The following is a 24,211-nucleotide window of genomic DNA, read 5'->3' as shown; positions in this document are numbered from 1 at the left end:
GAATTATTTGCAGAAGCAGAATTTGGAAATATCAACAGTATCAATGCTGTACTTGGAGGTTTGGCAATATTTTTTTGCCGGGTACCGCTATCACGAAAAATATTTATCTACTTTGCCAACAGAATGCTCTTGCTCGACGTCATAAATTTCTTCAGAGAAATACTGAAAGATCCCGGATCTATCTTCAATCCTGAGATGCTGATCCGATATGGTGGACTGCTATTACTGTTTGTAATGGTGTTTGCTGAAACCGGCATTTTCTTCTGCTTTTTTTTCCCGGGTGATTCACTCGTATTTACAGCCGGCGTGCTTACTGCAACAGGCGACTTACAACGAAATGTGTACGTGGTTTGCACCACCTTGATTGTCGCAGCTACACTTGGCAACCTCGTTGGTTATTGGTTTGGAAGACAGGCAGGCCCGCTTTTATTTAAGAGAAAAGAATCTATCTTTTTCAAACATGAATATTTAATCATGGCTGATAAATTTTATGCAAAGTATGGCGCTACAGCTTTGATATTGGGCCGTTTCCTTCCTGTCATTCGTACATTTGCTCCAATTTTATCAGGTGTCATAAGAGTAGATCTTGGAAAATACCTGCTCTATACTATAATCGGTGCAATAATCTGGGTGATACCATTGGTGATTGCAGGCTATCTTTTAGGAACACAACCAATCGTGCGTGACAATCTTGAATACATCATTATCGGAATGGTAGTAGTATTCACTGGTCCGGTTATTATCAGGTTTATCAGGGAGTCAAAAAAATTAAAGAAGGAAGCCGGGGAATAGTATATATGGTCATGAGTCATTGGTCATTGGTCATTGGTCACTAAGCTGCATAATCCTCAATTCCTAATTCCTAATTCTTAATTCCTAATTCCTAATTTTCAATTCCCAATGTTCCCAAAAAATAAAATCCTCTTCATCTCAGTAACGGCATTCCTGCTTGCTCATTTCAGCATTGCTTCTTTTGCCCAGGTCAACAGAGACTTACTCGCAAAAAAATGGATCTATTCAGGAACAGAAGAATTTGGCGTAGTGCGTGCGCCGGATTCAACTGCTAAAGCTGATTTCCTCGAACTTAAAACCGATGGAAATTTTATAATGGCGAAAGAAGGAAAACAATGGAATGGAAGCTGGTTGTTAAATGAAAAAACATCGGTCATCACACTCACTGACACCAAATCAAAAAAGAAATTCAATTACACAATTAAAGACGTCGGTAATAAACAATTGGTGCTCGAATATCAAAGTCCCGACCTCGTAAGAACAAAATACCATTACCAATCGAAAGAATGACAAAATATACATAAACGGGTTTCTCTTTCCTTAGATCACGAAAGTGATCTACAGCAATTTAACAATTAAACAATTTAACTATTTAGTATTATACCATTCTTCACCTTCTGAGCTATTTCCTATTTTCGCACCGCAAATAATTTTGTAATGAAAACAAATATTAAAAACATAGCAGTTTTTACTTCAGGTGGTGATGCTCCGGGTATGAATGCTGCCATCCGGGCTGTGGTTCGTACAAGTCTTTACAACGAACTAAAGGTTTTTGGCATCATGCGCGGTTATGAAGGACTTATTGACGGAGAAATTATTGAAATGGACTCCCGGTCGGTGAGCAATATCATTCACCGCGGCGGTACCATTTTGAAAACGGCACGCAGCAAGCGGTTTATGACAATGGAAGGAATGACTGCCGCTAACGAAAACATTAAAAAATATAAGATAGATGCCATTGTTGCTCTTGGTGGCGATGGAACATTTCGTGGCGCACTCGAATTCAATAATCATTTTGATATTCCCTTTATTGGCCTGCCTTGCACAATTGATAATGACCTGTACGGCACCGATGACACAATAGGTTATGATTCAGCCATCAACACAGCAATGGAAGCTATTGATAAGATCCGCGATACCGCTGATTCCCACAACCGCTTGTTTTTTGTAGAAGTAATGGGTCGCGATGCAGGATTTATTGCTATGAGAAGCGGTATTGCAACCGGGGCTGAGGCGATCCTGATTCCTGAAAGTCCGCTCTCTATTGATCAGTTAATATCGAAACTGGAAAGAGGATGGAAACGCAAAAAATCATCTGGCATCGTAGTGGTAGCAGAAGGAGAAGAAGAAGGTGGCGCATTTGAAGTAGCAAGAAAGGTGAAAGAAAAATTCAATCATTATGATACACGGGTTTCGGTGATTGGACATATGCAGCGAGGCGGTAATCCTACCTGCCAGGATCGCGTACTTGCAAGTCGTCTCGGACTCGCTGCGGTGGAAGCATTATTGGAAGGAAAAAAAGATGTAATGGTTGGCGTGATGCATCACAGTGTTGTGCATACACCTTTCGCGAAAGCTACCAAGCACAACCAGGAGATCAGTCCTTTCCTGATGAAACTTGCTACCGTTTTGTCAATTTAACGACACTTATCCAATCACCTTTCGTGAAATCTCCATCACTTTAAAAATTCAAACGCACTGCTTCCTGCAACTGCTGTGATACGCTAACTCAATCGCTTCAATATCCTTTCATCATTATGTTGTTAAAAAATAAAGGCCATGGAAATACTCAACACCCGGATCGAAGATGCATGGAACAACCGCGCGCTCTTACAGGATGAAAAAATAAAAGAATTAGTCAACACGGTGATTGAACTGCTTGACCAGGGAAAGATTCGTGTAGCTGAAAAAAAAGGAAATGAATGGGTCACTCATGAATGGGTAAAAAAAGCAATTCTCTTATACTTTGCGATACAACCGATGGAGGAAATGCAGGCAGGTCCACTGCACTTCTACGACCGGATTCCGTTAAAAAAAAATTATAAAGAATTGGGTGTTCGCGTCGTGCCTCATGGTGTGGCGAGATACGGTGCTTACCTCGCAAAAAATGTGATCCTGCTTCCTTCCTATGTAAATATCGGGGCGTATGTTGATGAGGGCACTTTGGTTGATACGTGGGCAACGGTAGGTTCCTGTGCGCAAATTGGAAAAAATGTTCACCTCAGCGGTGGTGTTGGAATTGGTGGAGTGCTCGAACCTGTGCAATCAAATCCTGTAATTATTGAAGACAATTGTTTTATCGGATCCAGATGTATAGTGGTGGAAGGTGTGATTGTAGAGCAGGAAGCTGTATTGGGAGCCAATGTTGTATTAACTGCGAGCACGAAAATTATTGATGTTACTGGCAGTGAACCGGTTGAATACAAAGGAATAATTCCCGCACGAAGTGTGGTAATTCCGGGAAGCTATTCTAAAAAATTTCCTGCGGGTGAATACAATGTAAGCGCAGCGCTTATCATTGGCCAACGCAAAGCCAGTACGGATTTAAAAACTTCTTTGAACCAGGCATTGAGAGATTTCAATGTGTCCGTTTAAAAAATCATTTAATAATTAGACCGGATATTTACAATTGTTTAAATCACTCTTTGACACACTCAGAGAACGGGAGCAGATGGCGCGTTCCCTGAACCTGTCGAAGGGCTAATGATAAGTTCACTAAGCTATTCCTTGAAACTATCGAAGGGATCGAAGATGCAGGAGCAGTTCACCTTCAACATTCCATTTTCATTTTTGCAAATTCCCGTTAACTTTGCAGCCCTTCATTTGCCGAAGTGGTGGAATTGGTAGACACACTGTGTTCAGGGCGCAGCGCTCGCAAGGGCATGAGAGTTCGAATCTCTCCTCCGGCACTTTATTTTTTATTTCAGCAGTATTGTATCACATGGATAATATAAAAATCATCCCAAATCATTTCTTCGCATGCAGCAATTCAAATGCTTTGTAAACACTGTTGTGCAGTATCGTCAGATGGTCTTCTTCCGGTAAGGGAACATACATGATCTTTATGTTTTTCATTTTCATTTCCCCGATAAGATCTGCCAGTTTCTTTGCATCGTCTTCCATTTGTTTGCCTTCAGCACCTACTGAAATATAAATCTGCATTTCAGTAACTGCTTTGCTTTTCAAAACTCCGGGTGATAATGCTAAAAGCGATTCATTGTCCCACCACAAACTCGGACTCACAATAATATAATTGTCAAAAAGATCCGGATTTTTAAATAACACTTCGGTTGCAAATAAACCGCCCAATGATTGCCCAATGATTGTTGTCGTATCATTACACCTGTAGTTTTTTTGAATAAAAGGCTGCAATTCCTTTTCAATAAATGTCATGAATTGCATCGAACCTCCGGTTGTAGGATAGTCCTTTTTATCCTTTTCAATAGTTGTAGGAAAAGTAAAATCCCTTCTCCTGTCCACATTGGCGATACCAACTACAATGGCTTCCGGCATTGCTTCAATCATGGTGAGAAACTGCACAATGCCAACTACATGAATAAAATCTTCATTCGCTGATCCGTCAAGCAAATAAATAACCGGGTAACTTTTAATAGCGTCCTGAGTGTATGACTGAGGCAGATAAATATTTAATGTTCTTGTTTCTGCAAGCACAGAAGAGTGTATTCTGTTGACTACGCCAAGTGCAAAAACTTCACTGTTACCGGAGGGACTTGCACTGTTTGTCTGACCGGAAATATTGCCCGTAAAAAAAAGAAACCAGGAAATGAGTATGTAAAATCGTAGCATAAAAAAGAGCGTCGGAGTTTTCGTGCAAGTTAGAAATGTTCGACTGCTCAAAATTAATGCATGTTATTTGCGCTATTGTTACTTTCTTCATTTCAGCATTCTAATGTAATCTTGTATTACCATGAAATCAAAAAATGCACTTTACGTGGTCATCTGTTTGTCATTGCTGATCATCGTAGCCTTATTAATGGTTATTTATTCCAACGAAAAAAATAAGGATGCTCAATTGAAGGAAGCGCTCAGCATTCAGCGGATAGAATATGAAAAGCAACTGATTGCAGAAAAAGAGCAGTTTGAAGAAACTCTCCAACAACAGCGGGATGCAATGGAAAATCAATCAGACCGCGAAGCAGAATGGATTGCAAAAGACATTAAGGTAGATGAAGCGGTAAAAAATATTACCACGTTTCTGAAAGTGAATGTAACCTACAAGGACAAAATAATCGGTGGAGTTGAGAATGTAAATGTAACAGTCTCCAACAGCAGTGACTTTAAGATGGAACAGGTAGCTGTAAAGCTTTCTTATTTGAAAAAGGGAACCGTTTATGCCACACAAACGGTAACCATTTACGAACTTCAACCACATGCGAGCGCAACTGTTACCGCACCTGATGGAAGTTTGGGCAACAGCGTTACCGGTGCCATTTATAAAGTGAAGAGCGCGGCACTGGGACATCCTTAGTACTCACTGAATTGTAATAACTCAAATTTACACTTCAATTTTATTTTGGTTGCTTTCTTAAATTATGGATAATCAGTATGCAGTTCCAGCAAAAGTTTTTTTGTAATCACTGCTGTTCCTCCAATCACAGTGTGATACCGGTCATTCATTTTACTTACCATAACTTTCACTTCGCCTTCCTGGTTAAATTGCTGTCCCTGGTAAACAGACAGTGCCAAATGCTCATTTCCATTCATCCGAAGTAAGTATTCGCCCAAACAGCCGCTGCTGTTTCCATTGATAATATCTTCATTCACGCCAATTGAAGGTGCAAACATTCTGGCTGTTGCAGCAAATTTTTCATCGGTCTCATCAAGACAATATATAAAACAACCTATCGGGTTTTGCTCCTTGCAAACTTGTGTCAATTGTTCAAAGTCCGGTTCAATCTTCCGGAGGACTTTATTTGATTTCACGCCAACGAGAAACCTGTTGGATCCGGGTGAAGCAAGTATAACCGGCATTTCTATTGCTAAATCATCCGCTTGAATTTTCAGTGCTTTCAAAATCTTCGTGATGCACTCTTCTGTTACAGTTGTAAAACGAATTTCATTTTGTTGCAAATAAATCACGAATTCATTTCCTTCCTTTATAATTTGAATGGGTTGAATACCTTCCTTTATATTCTGATTCAAACTGAGGTTTCCATCAAGTTGAAGATGCTTCGCTCTTGCGTAATGCATCGCGATTGTTCCATGACCACAATTTAAAATCTCATTATTGCGGGTGAAAAACCTGACTGAAACACCGGTCTTATCTGTAACTTCTTCAAAAGCAAAAGCTGTATGAGATGTGTCAAGTTGTTTGGCGATCGATTGCATTTGCAAATCATTGAGACCTGTAGCATTCAACACTACGCCAGTCGGACTGCCACCTGCATTGTTTTTAGGAAACGCGTTTACGATGAGTGCTTCGATATACTTCATCTTTTATACTGCTATTGAATTAATATAATCAGCAGACAGTTCGGTTTTATGCTGTAGTCATTAGTTATTGGTCATTAGTCATTCGTCTTGTTGCAAAATCCTATCCTGTAAGCCCCCAATTAATTCCTAATTCCTAATTAAAACAACTCTCCCTGCTTCCGCTTCCTTTCAAAATCCAACAACCATTTCTTCCTCCACAATCCGCCACCATAACCTGTTAGTGATCCATCACTTCCAATCACCCGATGGCAAGGAATAATAATAGCCAGTGGATTTTTTCCATTCGCAGTTCCAGCCGCACGAATGGATTTTAAATCACCCAACTGAACAGCCAGTTGTGCATACGATATTGTTTTTGCAAAAGGAATCGTCAACAGTTGCGCCCAAACTTTTTCCTGAAAGCCGGTGCCCATCGCTTTTAAAGGAACGGAAAATACTTCCCGCATACCTGAAAAATATTCATCCAACTCCACTATACATTGCTTTAAAATGGGGAATTCAGGCGAAGCCGTTTCGTGCGACTCGTCCATAAAATGAACTTTCGTCACAGCACTTTCATCAGCTTCCAACAGCAAACAACCTACAGGTGAATTATAAAATGCTGAGTAAACCATTGGTTAATTATCAAGAAACTATTTTAGATCCATCCAGAAATCACGACTATCGACTAAAGACTCACGACTAATGACCAGTTGATAGATCAGATTCTTCCTTCGTCAGAATGACAAAAGACTAATGACTCACGACTCACTACTCACTACTTATACCCAAGAATCTTCAACATACTCGCCGATGTCTGCTGCTTCGCAAACAAACGATCCGTAATATTTCCCTTCTTGTCTTTTGAAATCAATACAACTTTGGGAGAAGGTATTAGGCAATGCTTGATACCGCCGTATCCTGAAAGCTGATCCTGGTAAGCGCCTGTATGAAAGAAACCGATATACAATGGTTCACCATTGCTGTTCTTCGGAAGAAAAACCTGGTTGATATGCACTTCAGAATTATAATAATCCTGGCTGTCGCAGGTGAGTCCGCCGAGATTCACTTTCTGATAATCCTTTTCCCATTTATTGATCGGCAACATCAGGAACCGTTGCCCGATTCCCCAGGTATCCGGTAAGGTAGTTATGAAAGAACTATCAACCATGTACCACAACTCAGCATCGTTCTGTTGCTTCTGCGCAATCACTTTATATAAATTCGCGCCACTCTCTCCTACCGTGAAACTCCCAAACTCAGTGAAAATATTCGGAACCGGAATCTTGTTCTTCTTGCAGGCAGTTTTGATTTGCAATACCACTTCACGGATCATGTATTCATAATCATAATCAAAACCAAGTGAATTTTTAATCGGAAAGCCACCACCAATATTGATGGAGTCTAGTGTCGGACAAATCTTCCGCAACTGGCAATAAACATTTAATGCCTTATTCAACTCACTCCAGTAATATGCATTGTCGCGGATGCCTGTATTGATGAAGAAATGCAGCATCTTCAGGTTGAACTTTTTGTTATTATGAATCTTCTGCACATAAAATTCAAGAATGTCGCGCCATCGGATTCCTAATCGTGAAGTATAAAATTCAAATGTCGGCTCTTCCTCTGCCGCAATCCTGATCCCGATATTACAAGTGCCTTTTACTGTACGCTGGTAAGCTTCGATCTCTGATTTATTATCAAGAATAGGAATCACATTGGTGAAACCATCATTGATGAGCGCTGCGATTTTTGTTGTATAAGTGCGCGTCTTAAATCCGTTACAGATGATGTATTTGTTTTTATCAAACAATTTCTTCTCGTACAACTTGCGGATGATGTTGATGTCGTAAGCATAAGAGGTTTCAATATGCACATCATTTTTCAGTACTTCTTCCAGAATGTGTTTGAAGTGCGAACTCTTCGTGCAATAACAATAAAAATACTTGCCTCCGTATTTGTGTTCCTTAAAAGCTTTCTTAAAATAAGTTTTAGCCTTGTTGATCTGCGAGCTGATTTTAGGCAGATAAATAAGCTTCAAGGGCGTTCCGTATTTTTGGATGATTTCCATCATCGATACGCCATTAAAATAAAGTTCATTGTCTATTACTTCAAAACCGTCCTGCGGGAAATCAAATGTCTGACGTACGAGATCTTTATAGGTGTTGGTCATTTCCTGATGGCGAGAAAAGAGGGTGTTACTTTTTTTTATGACGTGCGAAACTACATGATTTTTAGGTTTTTGAAATTTATTTTTTTGCAGAAACAGTAAGTTTTTATCCTGGTATTCTGTTGACGCTGAGCTGAACATGCTGAAGGAAAAGACAGGTATGCAAAAGAATGTCGCGCAATATCAGGTTGCAAAAATCCTTACTTATTAATGCCAAAACGTGAGGATCCGCACACACAAATCCGGCTCAAGGTTTCCCTAACCAAAAAAGAAATGCTCTTAGGCCAGGAATGACTTTTCCAATTTCTACTCCCGATTTTGTGATTACTTTTGCGCCATGAAAAATATTAAGCTCATAGCAGTGAAATCGGAGATTGGCGCAGGCACGCGCGGCGCCAGTCTGGGTTTTGACGCGATTAAAATAGCTGCGCTTGATTTTGGAAGCACCTTTTTCAAACAGTTTCCCGAAGAAGTAATTCAGGATGAGAACGCGATGCTGCTGGAACCTGCCCGTTCGCCTCATGCACGTCGTGGCAAAGGCGTGCTCACAGTTTGTGAACGCGTGAGTGCGGCAGTGGAGAAAACATTAAGGGAAGGAAATTTTCCGATCGTAATTGCAGGAGATCATTCATCTGCTGCCGGAACGATAGCAGGACTCAAAGCTGCGTATCCGGAAGCACGCATTGGTGTTATCTGGATTGATGCACATGCTGATTTGCATTCTCCCTATACAACACCTTCAGGAAATATGCATGGCATGCCACTCGCAATGTCACTGGCCGAAGATAACATGACACAGGGTTCTAATACTCCGGATGAAAACACCAGAGAGTTCTGGGAGCAATGTAAAAACATGAACAGCATTTCACCCAAGGTTCGTTACGAAAATCTTGTATTTGTCTCGGTCCGGGATACAGAGCCGCAGGAAGATTACCTGATCCGCCAGAATAAAGTGAAAATGTTTTCGACTGATGAAATCAACAACTTTGGCATCGATAAAATCGCGAGAGAAATACTTACTGCCGTTGAACCTTGTGATTACATCTATGTAAGTTTTGATGTTGACAGCATGGACCCGACTATTTCACGTGGCACCGGAACACCTGCTCCAAATGGCATTACTGAAAAACAAGCTGCTTCTTTATTGCAGCGACTCATGCAAAGTCCTAAAGTGTGCTGTTTCGAAATCACAGAAATCAACCCAACCCTCGACAAAGAAAACCTGATGGCAGAAAATGCATTCGAAATCCTGTTGAAAGTTACTAATCAGTTGCTTTATGATTAATTTCTATTGACTTAAGACTTCAAGACTTCAAGACTAAAGACTAAAGACTAAAGACTAAGGACTAAAGACTCTTTACTCACTACTCACTACTCACTACTCACTTCTCCAATGCAATCCCTGCTCAAAGAAAAAACCGCACAAATAGTTTCGCAACTTTACGGGCAGGAAGTGCTTCCTGATCAGGTTCAGGTAAATATTCCTCCAAAAGATTTTCCATTCGATTTCACCATCGTTGCTTTTGCTTTTTCAAAGCTTGCAAAAAAAACGCCTGACCAGACTGCGAGTGAAATTGGCACCCACTTGATCAATGAGATTCCAGAATTGGATCGATATGAAGTGGTAAAAGGATTCTTGAATTTGCGTTTGAAAGATTCTTACTGGATCAATGTTTTTAGTGATCAGGTAAATACTCCAGTGTTTGGATCACTTCCTTCGACCGGAAAAAAAGTGATGGTGGAATACTGTGGCCCTAATACCAACAAACCACTTCACCTTGGTCACCTCAGAAATATTTTCATCGGACATTCAATGGCGGCCATTTTAAAAGCTGAGGGTAATGACGTAATCAAAGTAAATATCTACAACGACCGTGGCGTGCACATTTGTAAATCGATGCTGGCCTATCAAAAATATGGTCATCATGAAACGCCGGAAAGCACAGGTGAGAAAGGCGATCACCTCGTTGGAGAATATTATGTTCGTTTTGAGCAGGAATTGCGCAAGCAGATTAAAGGACTTGTTGAAAGCGGACTTACCGAGGAAGCAGCAAAAAAAGCAGCACCGCTCAATATTGAAATATCAGAAATGCTGCTGAAGTGGGAACAAGGTGATGTTGAAGTAAGAAACTTATGGCAGACACTGAATCAATGGGTGTACCAGGGCTTTGAAGAAACCTATCGGAAAATCGGTAACGATTTCGATAAAGCCTACATGGAATCTGCAACGTACCTTCTTGGTAAAAGCATTGTTGCCGAAGGACTTGAAAAAAATATCTTTTTCAAAAAACCTGACGGCTCCGTTTGGATTGATCTTACAGCAGAAGGTCTCGATCAAAAAGTTTTGTTACGTGCAGATGGTACTTCCGTTTACATCACGCAGGATTTAGGCACTGCCGATTTACGTTACAAAGATTACGCACCCGATGTAATGATGTACACTGTTGCGAATGAACAGGATTATCATTTCAAGGTATTAAAACTTGTTTGTCAGAAACTGGGACGGCCGTATGCGAATGGAATTTATCACCTTAACTATGGTCTCGTAGACTTGCCAACCGGAAGAATGAAAACCCGCGAAGGCACGGTGGTGGACGCAGATGATTTGCTGGATGAAATGGATGCGACAGCAGCGCAAAAGACAAAAGAAGTCGGGAAGATTGAACACTTTTCAATAGAAGCGCAACATCAGCTATTTCACCAGCTTGGATTGGGAGCATTGAAATTTTTTATTCTTAAAGTAGATCCAAGGAAGAAAATGATTTTTAATCCGGAAGAGTCTATTGATTTTCATGGATTCACTGGTCCGTTTATTCAATACACACATGCACGAATCTGTTCTGTATTGCGCAAAGCAAAAGAGAGAAATATTTTGATTGAAGGCAAAGCAAACATTGCCTCAATTGATCCTATTGAACGGCAACTCATCATGTTGTTGAATGAATATCCTGCGATCATTCAGGAAGCAGCAACTAAATTTGAACCTTCCACATTAGCCAATTATTTATATCAGTTAGCGAAAGAATACAACCATTTCTATGCAGCGCTGCAAATATTGAATGCAGATGATGAACAACAACGTATGTTTCGCCTGCAGCTTTCTACAAATATTGCTGCAATAATTAAAAAAGGCATGAAGTTGTTGGGAATTGATGTGCCGGAGCAGATGTAGATACGGTGTTATCTTATATCAGTGCTGGATGAATTGATGAATGGTTAAATTGCTAAATGGTTAAATGGTTGCGCAAAGCCGGAGAAAAGCCACACTTAACAATCAACGCATCATCCTAAAATCCTTCCATACTAAAAATCATCATCAAGCCAGGCATATTGAAAGATCAAAAAAATGAAAGCGAATGTTTGTTCAAATCTGAAGAATATAGTTTTAAAGCAATCAGCACATAATCCTAAAATCCTTCCATCCTAAAAATCATCATCAAGCCAGGCATATTGAAAGATCAAAAAAATGAAAGCGAATGTTTGTTCAAATCTGAAGAATATAGTTTTACAGCAATCAACACATAATCCTAAAATCTTTCCATCCTAAAAATCATCATCAAGCCAGGCATATTGAAAGATCAAAAAAATGAAAGCGAATGATTGTTCAAATCTGAAGAATATAGTTTTAAAGCAATCAGCACATAATCCTAAAATCATTCCATCCTAAAAATCATCATCAAGCCAGGCATATTGAAAGATCAAAAAAATGAAAGCGAATGATTGTTCAAATCTGAAGAATATAGTTTTACAGCAATCAACACATAATCCTAAAATCTTTCCATCCTAAAAATCATCATCAAGCCAGGCATATTGAAAGATCAAAAAAATGAAAGCGAATGTTTGTTCAAATCTGAAGAATATAGTTTTACAGCAATCAGCACATAATCCTAAAATCCTTCCATCCTTAAAATCTTAATCAAGACAAATTACGCCTCCAACATAAACGGATACCTATAATCCGTAGGCGGAGAAAAAGTTTCTTTAATAGATCGCGGAGAAACCCAACGCAGCAGGTTAATCATCGAACCTGCTTTGTCATTTGTTCCCGAAGCGCGCGCACCGCCAAAAGGTTGCTGCCCAACTACCGCACCGGTTGGTTTATCATTGATATAAAAATTACCTGCCGCATTCACCAGTCGTTTAGAAACATGATTGATGATATTCCTGTCCTGGGAAAAAACACACCCGGTCAACGCATACGCCGAAGTGCTGTCAACAATATCAAGTGTCTCTTCAAATTTATTTTCATCATACACATACAATGAAAGCACAGGGCCAAACAATTCTGTGCACATCGTAGTGTACATCGGATCACTGGCTTTGATCACCGTAGGATGAATAAAGTAGCCCTCACTTTTATCATAACTTCCGCCTGCTATAATTTCTACTCCCGCATCTTTCTTTGCCTGGTCAATATATTTTGCAAGCTGGTCGAACGATTTTTCATCGATCACTGCATTAATGAAATTCCTGAAATCTTCCGTGGTTCCCATTTTAAAAGAATTGATGTCCGATACCAATCCTTCCTTCACTTGCTTCCAGATATTCGATGGAATATAAGCACGGGAAGCCGCGGAACATTTTTGTCCCTGGTACTCAAAGGCTCCTCTCGACAAAGCGGTGATCACTGCTTTTGGATCCGCAGAAGCATGCGCAAGCACAAAATCCTTTCCGCCGGTTTCACCAACAATACGAGGATAGGTTTTATAGGTAGCAATATTATTTCCAATCGTTTTCCAGAATTCATGAAACACTCCTGTTGATCCGGTAAAATGAATGCCTGCGAATTCAGGATGCGCGAAAACAATTTTTCCTGTTTCAGCTCCGGGTGTATAAATCAGGTTGATTACACCATCAGGTAACCCTGCTTCTCTTAAAACATCCATAATCACCCAAGCCGAAAATATCTGTGTATTAGAAGGTTTCCATACAACAGTGTTACCCATCATCGCGGCACTGGTTGGCAGATTTCCGGCAATAGCAGTAAAGTTGAACGGTGTGATGGCAAACACAAAACCTTCCAATGCTCTTTGCTCCATCCTGTTCCACATTCCTTTAGATGAAATGGGTTGATGACTATAAATTTCCGTGGCGAACTGAACATTGAACCTTAAAAAATCAATCAGCTCACATGCAGCATCAATCTCTGCCTGGAATGCATTCTTCGACTGGCACAACATGGTGGCTGCATTTATTCTTGCCCGATAAGGTCCGGCTAGCAAGTCAGCAGCTTTAAGAAAAATGGCTGAACGGTGTTCCCATGGCATATGCTCCCAATCCTTTTTTGCTTTCAATGCAGCGTCAATGGCTTGTTTCACATGCTCACCGCTTCCTGCATGATAATGTCCAAGCACGTGATGATGCTCATGCGGAGGATGCATTTCAATCTTCTTCCCTGTTCTTATTTCCTTGCCTCCGATAAACATTGGAAGGTCGGCAGATGCTGATTTGAATTTCGTAATGGCTGCTTTTAACGCAGCACGCTCCGCCGTTCCTGGTGCATAGGTGAGGTTGGTTTCATTTACAGGTGCTGGAACATTGAAAAATCCGGTGCTCATTTGATAGAAGTTTAATGTGGTTGGAGTTGTGTTACTGCATTCTGCCTGATTCATTCTTTGTGGAATTTCTCCTTTTGCAAAATACGCCCGCAAAGATAGACGTTTAACCATTTTCGTGTTGAAAACTTTTCAGCAGTAACCCAAGTCACGCCTATGTAACCACTAACTTTACCCAACCATTTTTACAGGGAATCGTATGGCTGAGACCACAAATAAATTAAAGGCAGAAAAAGAGAAGTTGAAAGAAATAAAAGAAGAGCAGGTTGCTGAACCAAAGGCAACCCCTGAGAAAACGCGCGAAAAGAAAAAAAAGAAGCCGTCAGAAACATGGTTCACCTCGCTGCGCAATGATGAAAGATTGCCGAAGCTTGCAGGCCTTGCAATGCTGCTTGCTTCACTCTACCTGTTCGTTGCATTGGTGTCGTATCTGTTTACCTGGAGAACAGACCAGGATAAAATATTTCAATTTTCCTGGCGCAGTTTTTTTACCGGCACTTTTGAAGTGGAAAATTATCTCGGACGTCTCGGTGCTTATGTTTCCCATTTCTTCATGTACAATGCGTTTGGATTAACATCCTTCCTTTTTGTTGCCATGCTTTTTGTCGGCGGCATCAACTTGTTATTTCGCATAAAGGTTTTCGCCGTTTCAAAATTGCTGAAGGTTTCCTTGTTCGCTTTGCTGTTGCTGCCAACAGCTTTCAGTTTCTTTTTTGCTCAAAGCGGTTTTCCTTTCGGCGGAGCAGTTGGCAATATGTTGAGCACATGGCTGGTGGCTTTTATGGGAACGATAGGAACAGGCGCATTGCTGGTGTTCGTGGTATTGTCTTATATCGTAATTGTTTTCAATTATAGTTTTCACCACTTCAACTTTTTCAAGAAATCGTCTGATCAAAGACCTGGTGATCTTGCTAAAACCCCAATTGCTGAATCTCCTCTTGTTTCTAACGTCACTCCTGAACTAACTATCGTAAACTCCACAAAAGAAACTGAAAGCGATGTGTATGAAATGGAATTGAAAGAAGCGGATACGGAGAATAAATTTACGGTTGGTTCGCTGGTAGTTGAAACCCTCGATGAAAATGAAGAAGAACCGATTGAAGAATTGGATTTCACTGGACCGGAAATAATCGCACCCGTCAGCAGCTTGCCGCCAAAAGATGAATCTGACATCGCACTTGATATTGTAGCTACAAAAGAAGAAGAATTGGTAGATGCAGAAACCGCTGTGCGGGAAAATTATGATCCTACGATTGATTTACCGAAATATCAATATCCGACTTTGGATTTGCTCGAAAATTATGGTTCAGAGAAAATCCGTATCGACTCCGATGAGCTGATGCGTAACAAAGATCAGATCGTAAAAACATTGCAGAACTATGGAATAGAAATTCAAAGTATCAAAGCTACTGTCGGGCCTACTGTTACACTTTATGAAATAGTACCTGCTCCGGGAGTCCGTATTTCCAAGATAAAAAACCTGGAAGACGATATCGCTCTTTCACTTTCCGCACTTGGAATCCGCATCATTGCCCCTATTCCCGGAAAAGGAACTATTGGTATTGAAGTGCCGAACATGCACAAAGAAACTGTCTCCATGCGTTCGATGCTGGCTTCTGAAAAATTTCAGAATGCTGCTATGGATCTTCCGATAGCGCTTGGAAAAACAATTTCCAATGAGATTTATATTGCTGATCTTGCACGTATGCCGCACCTGTTGATGGCGGGCGCAACCGGTCAGGGGAAATCTGTTGGTGTAAATTCTATACTTGTTTCGCTGCTCTACAAGAAACATCCTTCTCAAATAAAGTTTGTGCTGATTGATCCGAAAAAAGTGGAGCTTTCGCTCTATTCCAATATTGAAAAACATTTCCTGGCAAAGCTACCCGGTGAAGCAGATCCGATTATTGTAGACACCAAAAAAGTGGTGAATACACTGAAAGCACTGACTATAGAAATGGATCTGCGCTACGATTTGCTTAAAAATGCGCAATGCAGAAACATCAAAGAATACAATGAAAAATTTCTTCACCGTAAACTACTTCCTACCAAAGGACACCGCTTTCTCCCCTATATTATTTTGGTGATTGATGAGTTTGCCGATCTTATTATGACAGCCGGAAAGGAAATTGAAACACCTATTGCACGGCTTGCACAGCTTGCACGTGCCATTGGTATTCATTTAATCATTGCAACACAACGCCCCTCTGTCAATATCATTACCGGCACTATCAAGGCAAACTTCCCAGCGCGAATTGCCTTCAAAGTAGCTTCAAAAGTAGATTCACGCACCATCCTCGATCATGGTGGTGCCGATCAGCTCATTGGTCGTGGTGACCTGTTGTTATCGATCGGTGGCGAAACCATCAGGTTGCAGTGCGGCTTTGTTGATACGCCTGAAGTTGAAAAAGTGTGTGATTTCATTGCTGAACAAAAAGGATATCCGGAAGCACATCTGCTGCCTGAAGTAAAGGATGAAGAAGCTGAAGGAGGTGACTTCCTCGATCCTAATGAGCGGGATGAATTGTATGAAGAAGCGGCGAGCCTGATTGTTCAATACCAGCAAGGCTCTACTTCTCTTCTACAGCGTCGACTTAAATTAGGCTATAACCGTGCAGGCCGTTTAATGGATCAGTTGGAATCTACCGGCATCGTTGGTCCCAATCAGGGAAGCAAAGCGCGCGATGTTTTGGTAAAGGACGAAATCGAATTGGAACGGTTTTTAGTACATCTCAAAGAAAAGAGTGGGATTTTTTAGACTTTCCCCTTTTTATTTCACTTTCCTGATTATCTGCAAGAGGTTGAACTCCAAAATAAATTTCCCGTTATGAAAAAGTTTTTTGTCTTTATAATTTTCAGCCTTTCCATTGCATCCTCTGTAAAAGCTCAGCAAAAAGATCAGAAAGCCGAGCAGATTCTCAATGGCGTTAGTTCTAAATATAAAGGATACAAATCAGTACAGGCAGATTTCATTATTAAGGTGGAAGGCGGAAATAGCAAAACAACTGATCAACAAGCAGGCACCTTGTATTTAAAAGGCAACAAATACAAACTGAAGATCAACAATCAGGAAATTATTTCAGATAGTAAAACGGTCTGGACCTATTTGAAAGATGCCAATGAAGTGCAGATCAACTCCTTTGAAACGGATGATAATACCATTTCACCTACCGATATTTTCACCATCTACGAGAAAGATTTCCTGTATGCTTTCACGGAAGAGCAATTGATCGGAGGTAAAACAATACAAATTATCGACCTGACCCCTAACGATAAAAACAAATCCTACTTTAAAGTACGGCTCGAAATTGATAAAGTGGAAAAGGCTATTCAAAGCGCGGTAGTGTTTGATAAAAACGGCAACCGCTATACCTATGAGATCAGGAAGTTTATTCCCAATCCGGAAATTGCGGACACATTTTTTTCTTTCGATACAAATAAATATCCCGGCATTGAAGTGGTTGACCTGAGATAGTTATTGAAACGACCTGATTATTCAACTGCCCTGTCAAGTTTGATGGGGCTTTTTATTTCAGGAGAGACAGGAGTACCGAATTTAATCATGATCCTTATAAAATAAGGAGAAGCTTTATTCTTAGGACAATAATCCTTATGTATAACTTCTTTTAAAAAGCTGAAATTTCATTTGTTGAAATGAGTTATTTGCTTTAAAACACAGGACGCGCCATGTTGGGATACTAGGGGGAATAGGTCACCTGATAACATTCTTCCCTTACCACTCAGAGCCGTTTCCAAAAAACCTCTCCCACTTTTCTTATCTTGCGCCCGATTTTTTCACCAACATAAATCAATTACATACATGAATTACGATTTGATTGTCGTGGGAAGTGGTCCGGGTGGTTATGTTGCAGCCATTCGCGCCTCCCAACTTGGGCTTAAAACAGCCATTGTGGAAAAGGAGTCATTAGGAGGAATTTGTTTGAACTGGGGATGTATTCCTACCAAGGCACTCATAAAAAGCGCCAATGTTTTTGAATATATAAAGCATGCAAAAGATTACGGGATCACAGTCGGAGAAAGCTCACCCGATTTTTCCACTATCGTGAAAAGAAGTCGTGATGTGGCAAATGGCATGAGCCGCGGTGTTCAATTTTTGATGAAGAAAAATAAGATTGAGGTGATCATGGGAACTGCCACTGTGAAACCGGGAAATAAAATTGCTGTGTTAGCTTCTGATGGAAAATCAACTGAAGTTACAGCTAAAAACATCATTATAGCTACAGGAAGCAGGTCGAAGGAATTGCCAACTATGAAACAGGACGGCAAGAAAATTATTGGCTACCGCGAAGCGATGGTGCTTCCACAACTTCCGAAAAGCATGGTAATAGTTGGTGCCGGCGCCATTGGTTGTGAGTTTACCTATTTCTACAATGCAATGGGTACCAAGGTGACACTCGTGGAATTTATGCCGGTTCTTGTTCCTGTTGAAGACGAAGAAATTTCGAAGGAGCTGGAGAAAAGCTATAAGAAGCAAGGCATCACAGTAATGACCAATTCAGCGGTAGAAAAAGTTGACACTTCCGGTGAAGGATGCAAGGTGTCAATCAAAACTCCACAAGGCATGCAGCATATTGAGTGCGATATCGTCTTGTCGGCAGCAGGAGTTGCCACCAACATTGAAAACATCGGTTTAGAAGCAACAGGAATTAAAACAGAAAAAGGAAGAGTGTTGGTAGATGAATTCTATAAAACCAATGTATCCGGCTATTATGCCATCGGCGATATCGTGAAAGGTCCTGCATTAGCCCATGTTGCAAGTGCCGAAGGAATAATCTGTGTTGAAAAAATAGCAGGCAAAAATCCGGAACCACTTGATTATAATAATCTGCCCGGCTGCACTTATTGTTCTCCCGAAATAGCCTCTGTGGGATTAACAGAAAAAGCTGCCAAAGAAGCCGGCTACGACCTGAAGATTGGCAAATTCCCTTTCTCCGCTTCAGGCAAGGCAAGCGCTGCCGGCGCAAAAGAAGGTTTTGTAAAAGTAATTTTCGATGCAAAATATGGTGAGTTCCTGGGCGCGCACATGATTGGCGCCAATGTAACAGAGCTTATCGCCGAATGTGTGGTAGCGCGCAAGTTGGAAACAACGGGCCATGAAATCATCAAGAGTGTTCATCCTCACCCAACCATGAGTGAGGCTTTGATGGAAGCAACAGCAGCAGCTTATGGAGAAGTAATTCATTTATGATTTTTTTATTGCTTCACACTATACCTGCTTTAACATTGGCGCGTATTGAATTTTGTAGTTGACTAAATAGAAATAAACATTTTGATTTGGACCAACCTATTTACTGATCAAATCATCTTTCAAATAGAAAAATAAATTATCTTGTAGCATGTTATCACATAAGGCAAAATACGGATTAAAAGCAGCGTTTTACCTCGCAAGACATTATGAGGTGGGACCTGTTCTGATCTCTGATCTCGCGGCTGCTGAATATATTCCAAAAAAATTTCTTGAACATATCTTATTAGAACTTAAGAAGCAAGGCATCCTTTACAGCCGGATGGGAAAAGGCGGAGGCTATTCGCTGGCCAAATCACCGGATAAAATATATCTCGGTCAAATTATAAGAATCCTCGATGGCCCGCTGGCTGCCGTGCAATGCGTCAGCAAGTCAGCTTACGTCAGATGTGTGGAATGCAAAGATGAACGCACTTGTGAGATCAGGAAAGTAATGAAACATGTTCGTGATGCTACGGCTCATATTCTCGACCGCACTTCTTTGGCTGATGCTATGCACGCCAAACTTTCGCTGAATAAATTATAGTAATGCTGAAAGAAGTGGAGCCGGCTTCACAAAGCTTTGCATATTCCAATAGTTCAGTTATTCCACTTAATTAATACAGCCAATAATAATAGCTGGTTGCTTAATAAATGGTTGCTTCGTGCTTAAAAAATTTTCTCCTTCGAAATATTCTCAATGATGTAAACAGTTTATTAAACTGTTTACAATTATCCCTTACATAGAGAATATCCAATGTTCCTGATGCTCCATTTATTTTTTTAAATTTTTTTTTAACAATTCTACTATTTCTATAGAATATGTATACATTTGTCCATTCTAAACCAAAAAAAACATTCTTATGAATCAAAAAATTACCCTTGCGTTCGTTACATTTTGTTTCCTTATCCTACTGCAGGAACACAGTCTTTTTGCTGCATCATGGAACAAATTTTCTGAAGGCGAGATGCCGGCTAACAAAGTAATGCCCACAGATTCTCCAAAGAAGGAACAGGCTCCACCTCCGCAATTGGTAACGTTTCCAATATCGTCCATTACAGCCAAGATGACATTGAATGGCTACAGCCAGGTTCGGTACCAGTACAACTTCACCGATCCTGATCTTGGTAAACCTGCAAATGGTTTTGATATCAGAAATGCGCGGCTGTTTTTAAGGGGCACCGTTTTGAAAAATTTCTCTTATAATTTTCAAGCTGACTTTGCTCCGCCAACGGTCCGGCTGATGGATGCAACCGCAGCATATACATTTAACAAGTTTGCCAAAATCACAGTCGGTCAGCAAAAAGCTCCGCTTTCATATGAGAGCTTAAGAACTGATTATGATATACACAGCATGAGTCGTTCGCAGGCCGTTGAAGCGCTTACTGCACGATCACGCGATGTGCTTGCCACAGCTAATTCCACGACAGCAGTGAATAACAATGGCCGTGACATCGGAATTCTTTTTAGTGGTGGCGTTCCAAATGCAGCCACCAATTCTAATTGGGTGGATTATTCTATTGGTGTATTTAATGGTAGTGGTATTAATGTCTCCGATGCCGATGCGCATAAGGACATCGCAGGAAGAGTGGTTGTTCGTCCTATTAAGAATCTTGGAATAGGAGGATCATTCTACAGTGGTAAAGCAACTTATGGTGGTGATAAAAAAACACCCAAGGATAGAAACCGTTTTGGATTTGATGTGGCTTATGAAGATGGCAAACGCATTTATGCAGTCGTTGAATATTTACAAGGTGAAGACAGCACGATCAATAAGGGTGGATATTATGGGTTGCTTGAAGGTTACATCATTCCAAAAAAGTTCTCAGCACTTGTAAAATATGACTCTTATGATCCAAACATGGATAAAGACAAAGATGCTACCAGCGTGTTCAGCTTCGGGCTCAACTATTACTTCGCGACATTCACAAAGTTCCAGATTCAATATGACGTAAGGCATGAAGATGGGGCTGATACACAAAAGAAAAATGACCTGCTCTCCCTTCAGGCACAGATTTTCTTTTAGTAAAATTTAAAGCAGGAAAGGCGCTGAAAGAAGCGCCTTTTTTCAAAACCTAATTCACTACATATTCGATGCTTCTAATTAATTCTATCGATTTAGTAGACTTTTAAAAAAACATTTTTACATTTGACGCTTCAAGCAATTCAAACTTCATTTTTTAACGTCAATAAAAATCCATCATGAATCAGAAAAAAATACTCTTATCACTCGCGCTGCTTCCGCTTGTAACACTTTTAAATTTTACAACGCCTGAAAAAGCTGGAGTAGACACAACAGAAAACTCATCAAAAGCGCTTTCAGGAAAAATCACGATGTCCGGTGCCTACGCGCTGTATCCGATGGCTGTTAAATGGGGAGAAGAATTCAAGAAATTAAACCCGGGAGTTACATTCGACATCCAGGGAGGAGGTGCCGGTAAAGGCATGACGGATGTTTTATCTGGTACTGTGAATTTCGGAATGGTGTCCCGCGATATTTCACCGGAAGAAGTGAAAAAAGGTGCTTATGGAATCGCAGTGTGCAAAGACGCAGTGATACCGGTAATCAATCCTAACAACCCATACCTCGATTTAATCAAACAAAAAGGTATTACCCGTAATCAGTTTTATAAAATTTTTATTACTGGAGAAATCACTACGTGGGGAGAAGTGCTTGGAAATAAAAGCATGAAGCCCATCAAAATATTTACACGATCGGATGCTGCAGGAGCGGCAGAATCATGGGCAAAGTTTTTAGGCAATGCTTACAAGCAGGAAGACCTCATGGGAACAGGAGTGTTCGGCGATCCGGGTTTAGCGCAAGCAGTTGCCAAGGATCCACTTGGCATGGGTTTCAACAATATCAATTTTGTGTATGATAACAAGAGTCGGAAACCACAGCCAGGCTTGTTCCCTTGTCCTATCGACTTAAACAATAACCGCGTATTTGATGCTGCAGAAAATGTATATGGATCACTTGATATAATTGATGATGCCATTTTAAGCGGTGCCTATCCATCACCTCCGGCAAGAGCGCTGTACCTGGTTACCAAAGGAAAACCTACCAATCCCTTAATGGTAGCTTTTCTTCAATGGGTACTTGCTGATGGTCAACGATACCTTGATGAAGCCGGATTTGTTAAGCTGCCTGCTGACCTGTTGAAAAAAGAAGCCTCTTCATTAACAACTACCAATTAAAGATCAATCAATGAATTTAACATTCAGAATTCTTAAGGACAAGATAGCCGGCAAAACCGTTTTGTGCCTTAGCGTGCTAACCGGACTGTTATTGTTCTTGATAGTGGGAGGGCTTTACATAAAGTCCCTCCCCATTTTAGAATCTCATTCATTAATGGATTTGCTTACTAAGTCCATCTGGAAGCCGGGAAAGAATCAGTTTGGATTTTTACCGTACATCCTGAGCACTGTTTACATCACGCTCATTTCTATCATCATTGCAGTGCCGTTGTGTATCCTCTGTTCAGTGTACTTATCCGAATATGCCAATAAAAAAGTAAAGAGCTTCGTAACATCACTCGTTGATATTCTTGCAGGACTTCCTTCCGTGATTTTTGGTATCTGGGGAATCATCATGATCGTGCCTTTCATTTCAAATACACTTGCGCCAGCATTTGGACAGGAAGACACTACCGGTTACAGTATTCTTGCCGGCGGACTGGTACTGGCCATCATGGTGTTTCCCATTGTTATTCACATCATGCTGGAAGTGTTGAGAACGGTACCCGTGGAATTAAGAGAAGCTTCTCTCTCTTTAGGTGCCAACAAATGGGAAACCATAAAAAAAGTGGTATTGAAAAAAGCGTCGCCTGGTATAATTGCAGCAATCGTTCTTGGGTTTTCACGTGCCTTTGGTGAAACACTGGCAGTGTTGATGGTGGTAGGAAACACTGCATTGATTCCGCATTCCGTGTTCGATTCAGGATATCCGCTACCGGCACTCATCGCTAATAATTATGGCGAAATGATGTCAATACCAATGTATGACTCTGCACTGATGTTTGCATCACTGCTGTTGCTTACTGTTATCCTGCTTTTCAATGTTGCAGCACGTTTCATCATGATGCGTGTGGAGCGGAAAATGGCCTAACAAACTTTCACTTGTTCAAATTATTCAGATAAACCATTTTATACCATGTTTTGGAGAAAATTAGAAGAAAGAATTTTTAACATTCTTATCAGGATTGCCACCATTATAATTATCGGAAGTCTGTTTTTTATTGTGTTAACCATCCTTGTGAAAGGCTTGCCTGCGATGAGCTGGGATATGGTATCAAAATCTCCGAGCGGTGGATTTTACCTTGGTAAAGAAGGTGGCGTACTCAATGCAATAGTAGGATCTCTTTACCTTGGATTCGGTGCAAGCATTTTCGCTTTGTTTCTGAGCATTCCTGTAGTGCTTTACATGAATATTTATGCTCCTGCACATTCCAGGTTTGCACAATTTATCCGCACCTCACTTGATATCCTATATGGAATTCCTTCCATCGTTTATGGAGCATTCGGTTTCATCATCATGATTTATTTCGGATTGAAAGTTTCTTTACTTGCCGGTATCATCACCGTGGGATTACTGGTTTTGCCGATCATGGCCCGCACAATGGATGAAGTAATCCGCACCATTCCAAAGGAATTGGGTGATGCTTCATTGTCTTTAGGTGCAACAAAATGGGAAACTGCCACAAAGGTAATTCTGCGGCAGGCATTTCCCGGCATTCTGACCGCCATGCTCCTGGGTTTCGGCCGGGCGATAGGTGATGCGGCATCCGTAATTTTTACTACAGGTTTTACTGACAACGTTCCTACCACTATTCTTCAGCCCGCCGCAACGCTCCCGCTGGCCATCTTTTTTCAATTAGGTTCACCCATTGCTGAAGTTGTTAACAGAGCTTATGCATCTGCATTAATTCTAACCATCATGATACTCCTGATCAGTATCAGCAGCCGTTTACTTTCGAGAAGATTCAATAAAAATGTCATCAAATAAAATAGGGAAA

20 protein-coding genes and 1 tRNA gene are annotated in these 24,211 nt (G+C 40.7%); 16 read left to right on the top strand and 5 right to left on the bottom strand.

Annotated features, from left to right (window positions below; genetic code table 11):
- Positions 1 to 123: 123 nt before the first annotated feature.
- The 5 genes from IPO83_02355 (at position 124) to IPO83_02335 (ending at position 3,701) form a co-directional block, all read left to right on the top strand.
- A complete protein-coding gene (locus IPO83_02355; GenBank protein ID MBK9730123.1) occupies positions 124 to 792 on the top strand; it encodes a VTT domain-containing protein in 669 nt (222 codons plus the stop codon).
- 108 nt (positions 793 to 900) lie between these two features.
- Positions 901 to 1,302, top strand: coding sequence for a hypothetical protein (locus tag IPO83_02350; protein ID MBK9730122.1), 402 nt, complete (start codon positions 901 to 903; stop codon positions 1,300 to 1,302).
- A gap of 147 nt (positions 1,303 to 1,449) precedes the next feature.
- Positions 1,450 to 2,433 (top strand): 6-phosphofructokinase, encoded by a 984-nt coding sequence (pfkA, locus tag IPO83_02345; GenBank protein ID MBK9730121.1) that lies wholly within the window; start codon positions 1,450 to 1,452, stop codon positions 2,431 to 2,433.
- A gap of 138 nt (positions 2,434 to 2,571) precedes the next feature.
- Positions 2,572 to 3,387, top strand: a complete 816-nt coding sequence (locus IPO83_02340; protein MBK9730120.1) for a 2,3,4,5-tetrahydropyridine-2,6-dicarboxylate N-succinyltransferase — start codon at positions 2,572 to 2,574, stop codon at positions 3,385 to 3,387.
- Between the two features lie 230 nt (positions 3,388 to 3,617).
- A tRNA-Leu gene (locus IPO83_02335) sits at positions 3,618 to 3,701 on the top strand.
- A gap of 58 nt (positions 3,702 to 3,759) precedes the next feature.
- Here the strand turns inward: IPO83_02335 and IPO83_02330 are convergent.
- A complete protein-coding gene (locus IPO83_02330; GenBank protein MBK9730119.1) occupies positions 3,760 to 4,599 on the bottom strand; it encodes an alpha/beta hydrolase in 840 nt (279 codons plus the stop codon).
- A 121-nt stretch (positions 4,600 to 4,720) separates the two neighbouring features.
- On the opposite strand from IPO83_02330, the gene IPO83_02325 reads away from it, so the two are divergent.
- Positions 4,721 to 5,281 carry a hypothetical protein gene (locus IPO83_02325; GenBank protein MBK9730118.1) on the top strand — a complete coding sequence of 187 codons (561 nt, stop codon included), beginning with the start codon at positions 4,721 to 4,723 and terminating at the stop codon, positions 5,279 to 5,281.
- A 62-nt stretch (positions 5,282 to 5,343) separates the two neighbouring features.
- On the opposite strand, the gene IPO83_02320 is transcribed toward IPO83_02325, so the two are convergent.
- The 3 genes from IPO83_02320 to IPO83_02310 all read right to left on the bottom strand — a co-directional run bounded on the left by IPO83_02320 (position 5,344) and on the right by IPO83_02310 (position 8,398).
- Positions 5,344 to 6,246 carry a PhzF family phenazine biosynthesis isomerase gene (locus IPO83_02320; protein ID MBK9730117.1) on the bottom strand — a complete coding sequence of 301 codons (903 nt, stop codon included), beginning with the start codon at positions 6,244 to 6,246 and terminating at the stop codon, positions 5,344 to 5,346.
- Positions 6,247 to 6,383: 137 nt separating this feature from the next.
- Entirely contained in the window at positions 6,384 to 6,860 is a 477-nt protein-coding gene (locus IPO83_02315; GenBank protein ID MBK9730116.1) for a methylated-DNA--[protein]-cysteine S-methyltransferase, read from the bottom strand.
- Between the two features lie 143 nt (positions 6,861 to 7,003).
- A complete protein-coding gene (locus IPO83_02310) occupies positions 7,004 to 8,398 on the bottom strand; it encodes an arginine decarboxylase (GenBank protein MBK9730115.1) in 1,395 nt (464 codons plus the stop codon).
- 334 nt (positions 8,399 to 8,732) lie between these two features.
- On the opposite strand from IPO83_02310, the gene IPO83_02305 reads away from it, so the two are divergent.
- Together IPO83_02305 and IPO83_02300 are read left to right on the top strand one after the other, a co-directional pair.
- Positions 8,733 to 9,680, top strand: coding sequence for an arginase (locus IPO83_02305; GenBank protein ID MBK9730114.1), 948 nt, complete (start codon positions 8,733 to 8,735; stop codon positions 9,678 to 9,680).
- A gap of 108 nt (positions 9,681 to 9,788) precedes the next feature.
- Positions 9,789 to 11,567, top strand: coding sequence for an arginine--tRNA ligase (locus IPO83_02300; protein MBK9730113.1), 1,779 nt, complete (start codon positions 9,789 to 9,791; stop codon positions 11,565 to 11,567).
- A 754-nt stretch (positions 11,568 to 12,321) separates the two neighbouring features.
- Here IPO83_02300 and pruA read toward each other — a convergent pair.
- A complete protein-coding gene (gene pruA, locus IPO83_02295; protein ID MBK9730112.1) occupies positions 12,322 to 13,953 on the bottom strand; it encodes an L-glutamate gamma-semialdehyde dehydrogenase in 1,632 nt (543 codons plus the stop codon).
- A 196-nt stretch (positions 13,954 to 14,149) separates the two neighbouring features.
- On the opposite strand from pruA, the gene IPO83_02290 reads away from it, so the two are divergent.
- The 8 genes from IPO83_02290 to pstA all read left to right on the top strand — a co-directional run bounded on the left by IPO83_02290 (position 14,150) and on the right by pstA (position 24,201).
- Positions 14,150 to 16,708 carry a DNA translocase FtsK gene (locus tag IPO83_02290; protein MBK9730111.1) on the top strand — a complete coding sequence of 853 codons (2,559 nt, stop codon included), beginning with the start codon at positions 14,150 to 14,152 and terminating at the stop codon, positions 16,706 to 16,708.
- Between the two features lie 69 nt (positions 16,709 to 16,777).
- Positions 16,778 to 17,425, top strand: coding sequence for an outer membrane lipoprotein carrier protein LolA (locus IPO83_02285; GenBank protein MBK9730110.1), 648 nt, complete (start codon positions 16,778 to 16,780; stop codon positions 17,423 to 17,425).
- Positions 17,426 to 17,770: 345 nt separating this feature from the next.
- Complete coding sequence (gene lpdA, locus IPO83_02280) at positions 17,771 to 19,159, top strand: dihydrolipoyl dehydrogenase (protein MBK9730109.1); 1,389 nt, start codon at positions 17,771 to 17,773, stop codon at positions 19,157 to 19,159.
- A 148-nt stretch (positions 19,160 to 19,307) separates the two neighbouring features.
- Entirely contained in the window at positions 19,308 to 19,742 is a 435-nt protein-coding gene (locus IPO83_02275; GenBank protein MBK9730108.1) for an Rrf2 family transcriptional regulator, read from the top strand.
- A gap of 316 nt (positions 19,743 to 20,058) precedes the next feature.
- The gene (locus tag IPO83_02270) at positions 20,059 to 21,222 is read left to right on the top strand and encodes a hypothetical protein (protein ID MBK9730107.1); all 1,164 of its coding nucleotides are present in this window, start codon (positions 20,059 to 20,061) and stop codon (positions 21,220 to 21,222) included.
- A gap of 176 nt (positions 21,223 to 21,398) precedes the next feature.
- Positions 21,399 to 22,394: a substrate-binding domain-containing protein gene (locus IPO83_02265; protein ID MBK9730106.1), complete on the top strand. Its 996-nt coding sequence runs from the start codon at positions 21,399 to 21,401 to the stop codon at positions 22,392 to 22,394.
- Positions 22,395 to 22,404: 10 nt separating this feature from the next.
- Positions 22,405 to 23,304 carry a phosphate ABC transporter permease subunit PstC gene (pstC, locus tag IPO83_02260; GenBank protein ID MBK9730105.1) on the top strand — a complete coding sequence of 300 codons (900 nt, stop codon included), beginning with the start codon at positions 22,405 to 22,407 and terminating at the stop codon, positions 23,302 to 23,304.
- 45 nt (positions 23,305 to 23,349) lie between these two features.
- On the top strand, positions 23,350 to 24,201 hold the full coding sequence (pstA, locus tag IPO83_02255; protein MBK9730104.1) for a phosphate ABC transporter permease PstA: 852 nt from the start codon (positions 23,350 to 23,352) through the stop codon (positions 24,199 to 24,201).
- Positions 24,202 to 24,211: the final 10 nt, after the last annotated feature.

Source organism: Chitinophagaceae bacterium (genome assembly GCA_016717285.1).
In the GTDB taxonomy this organism is placed as follows: domain Bacteria; phylum Bacteroidota; class Bacteroidia; order Chitinophagales; family UBA10324; genus JACCZZ01.
Note: the sequence above shows the minus strand (reverse complement) of the source record. Positions and strands in the feature narration are given on the sequence as shown.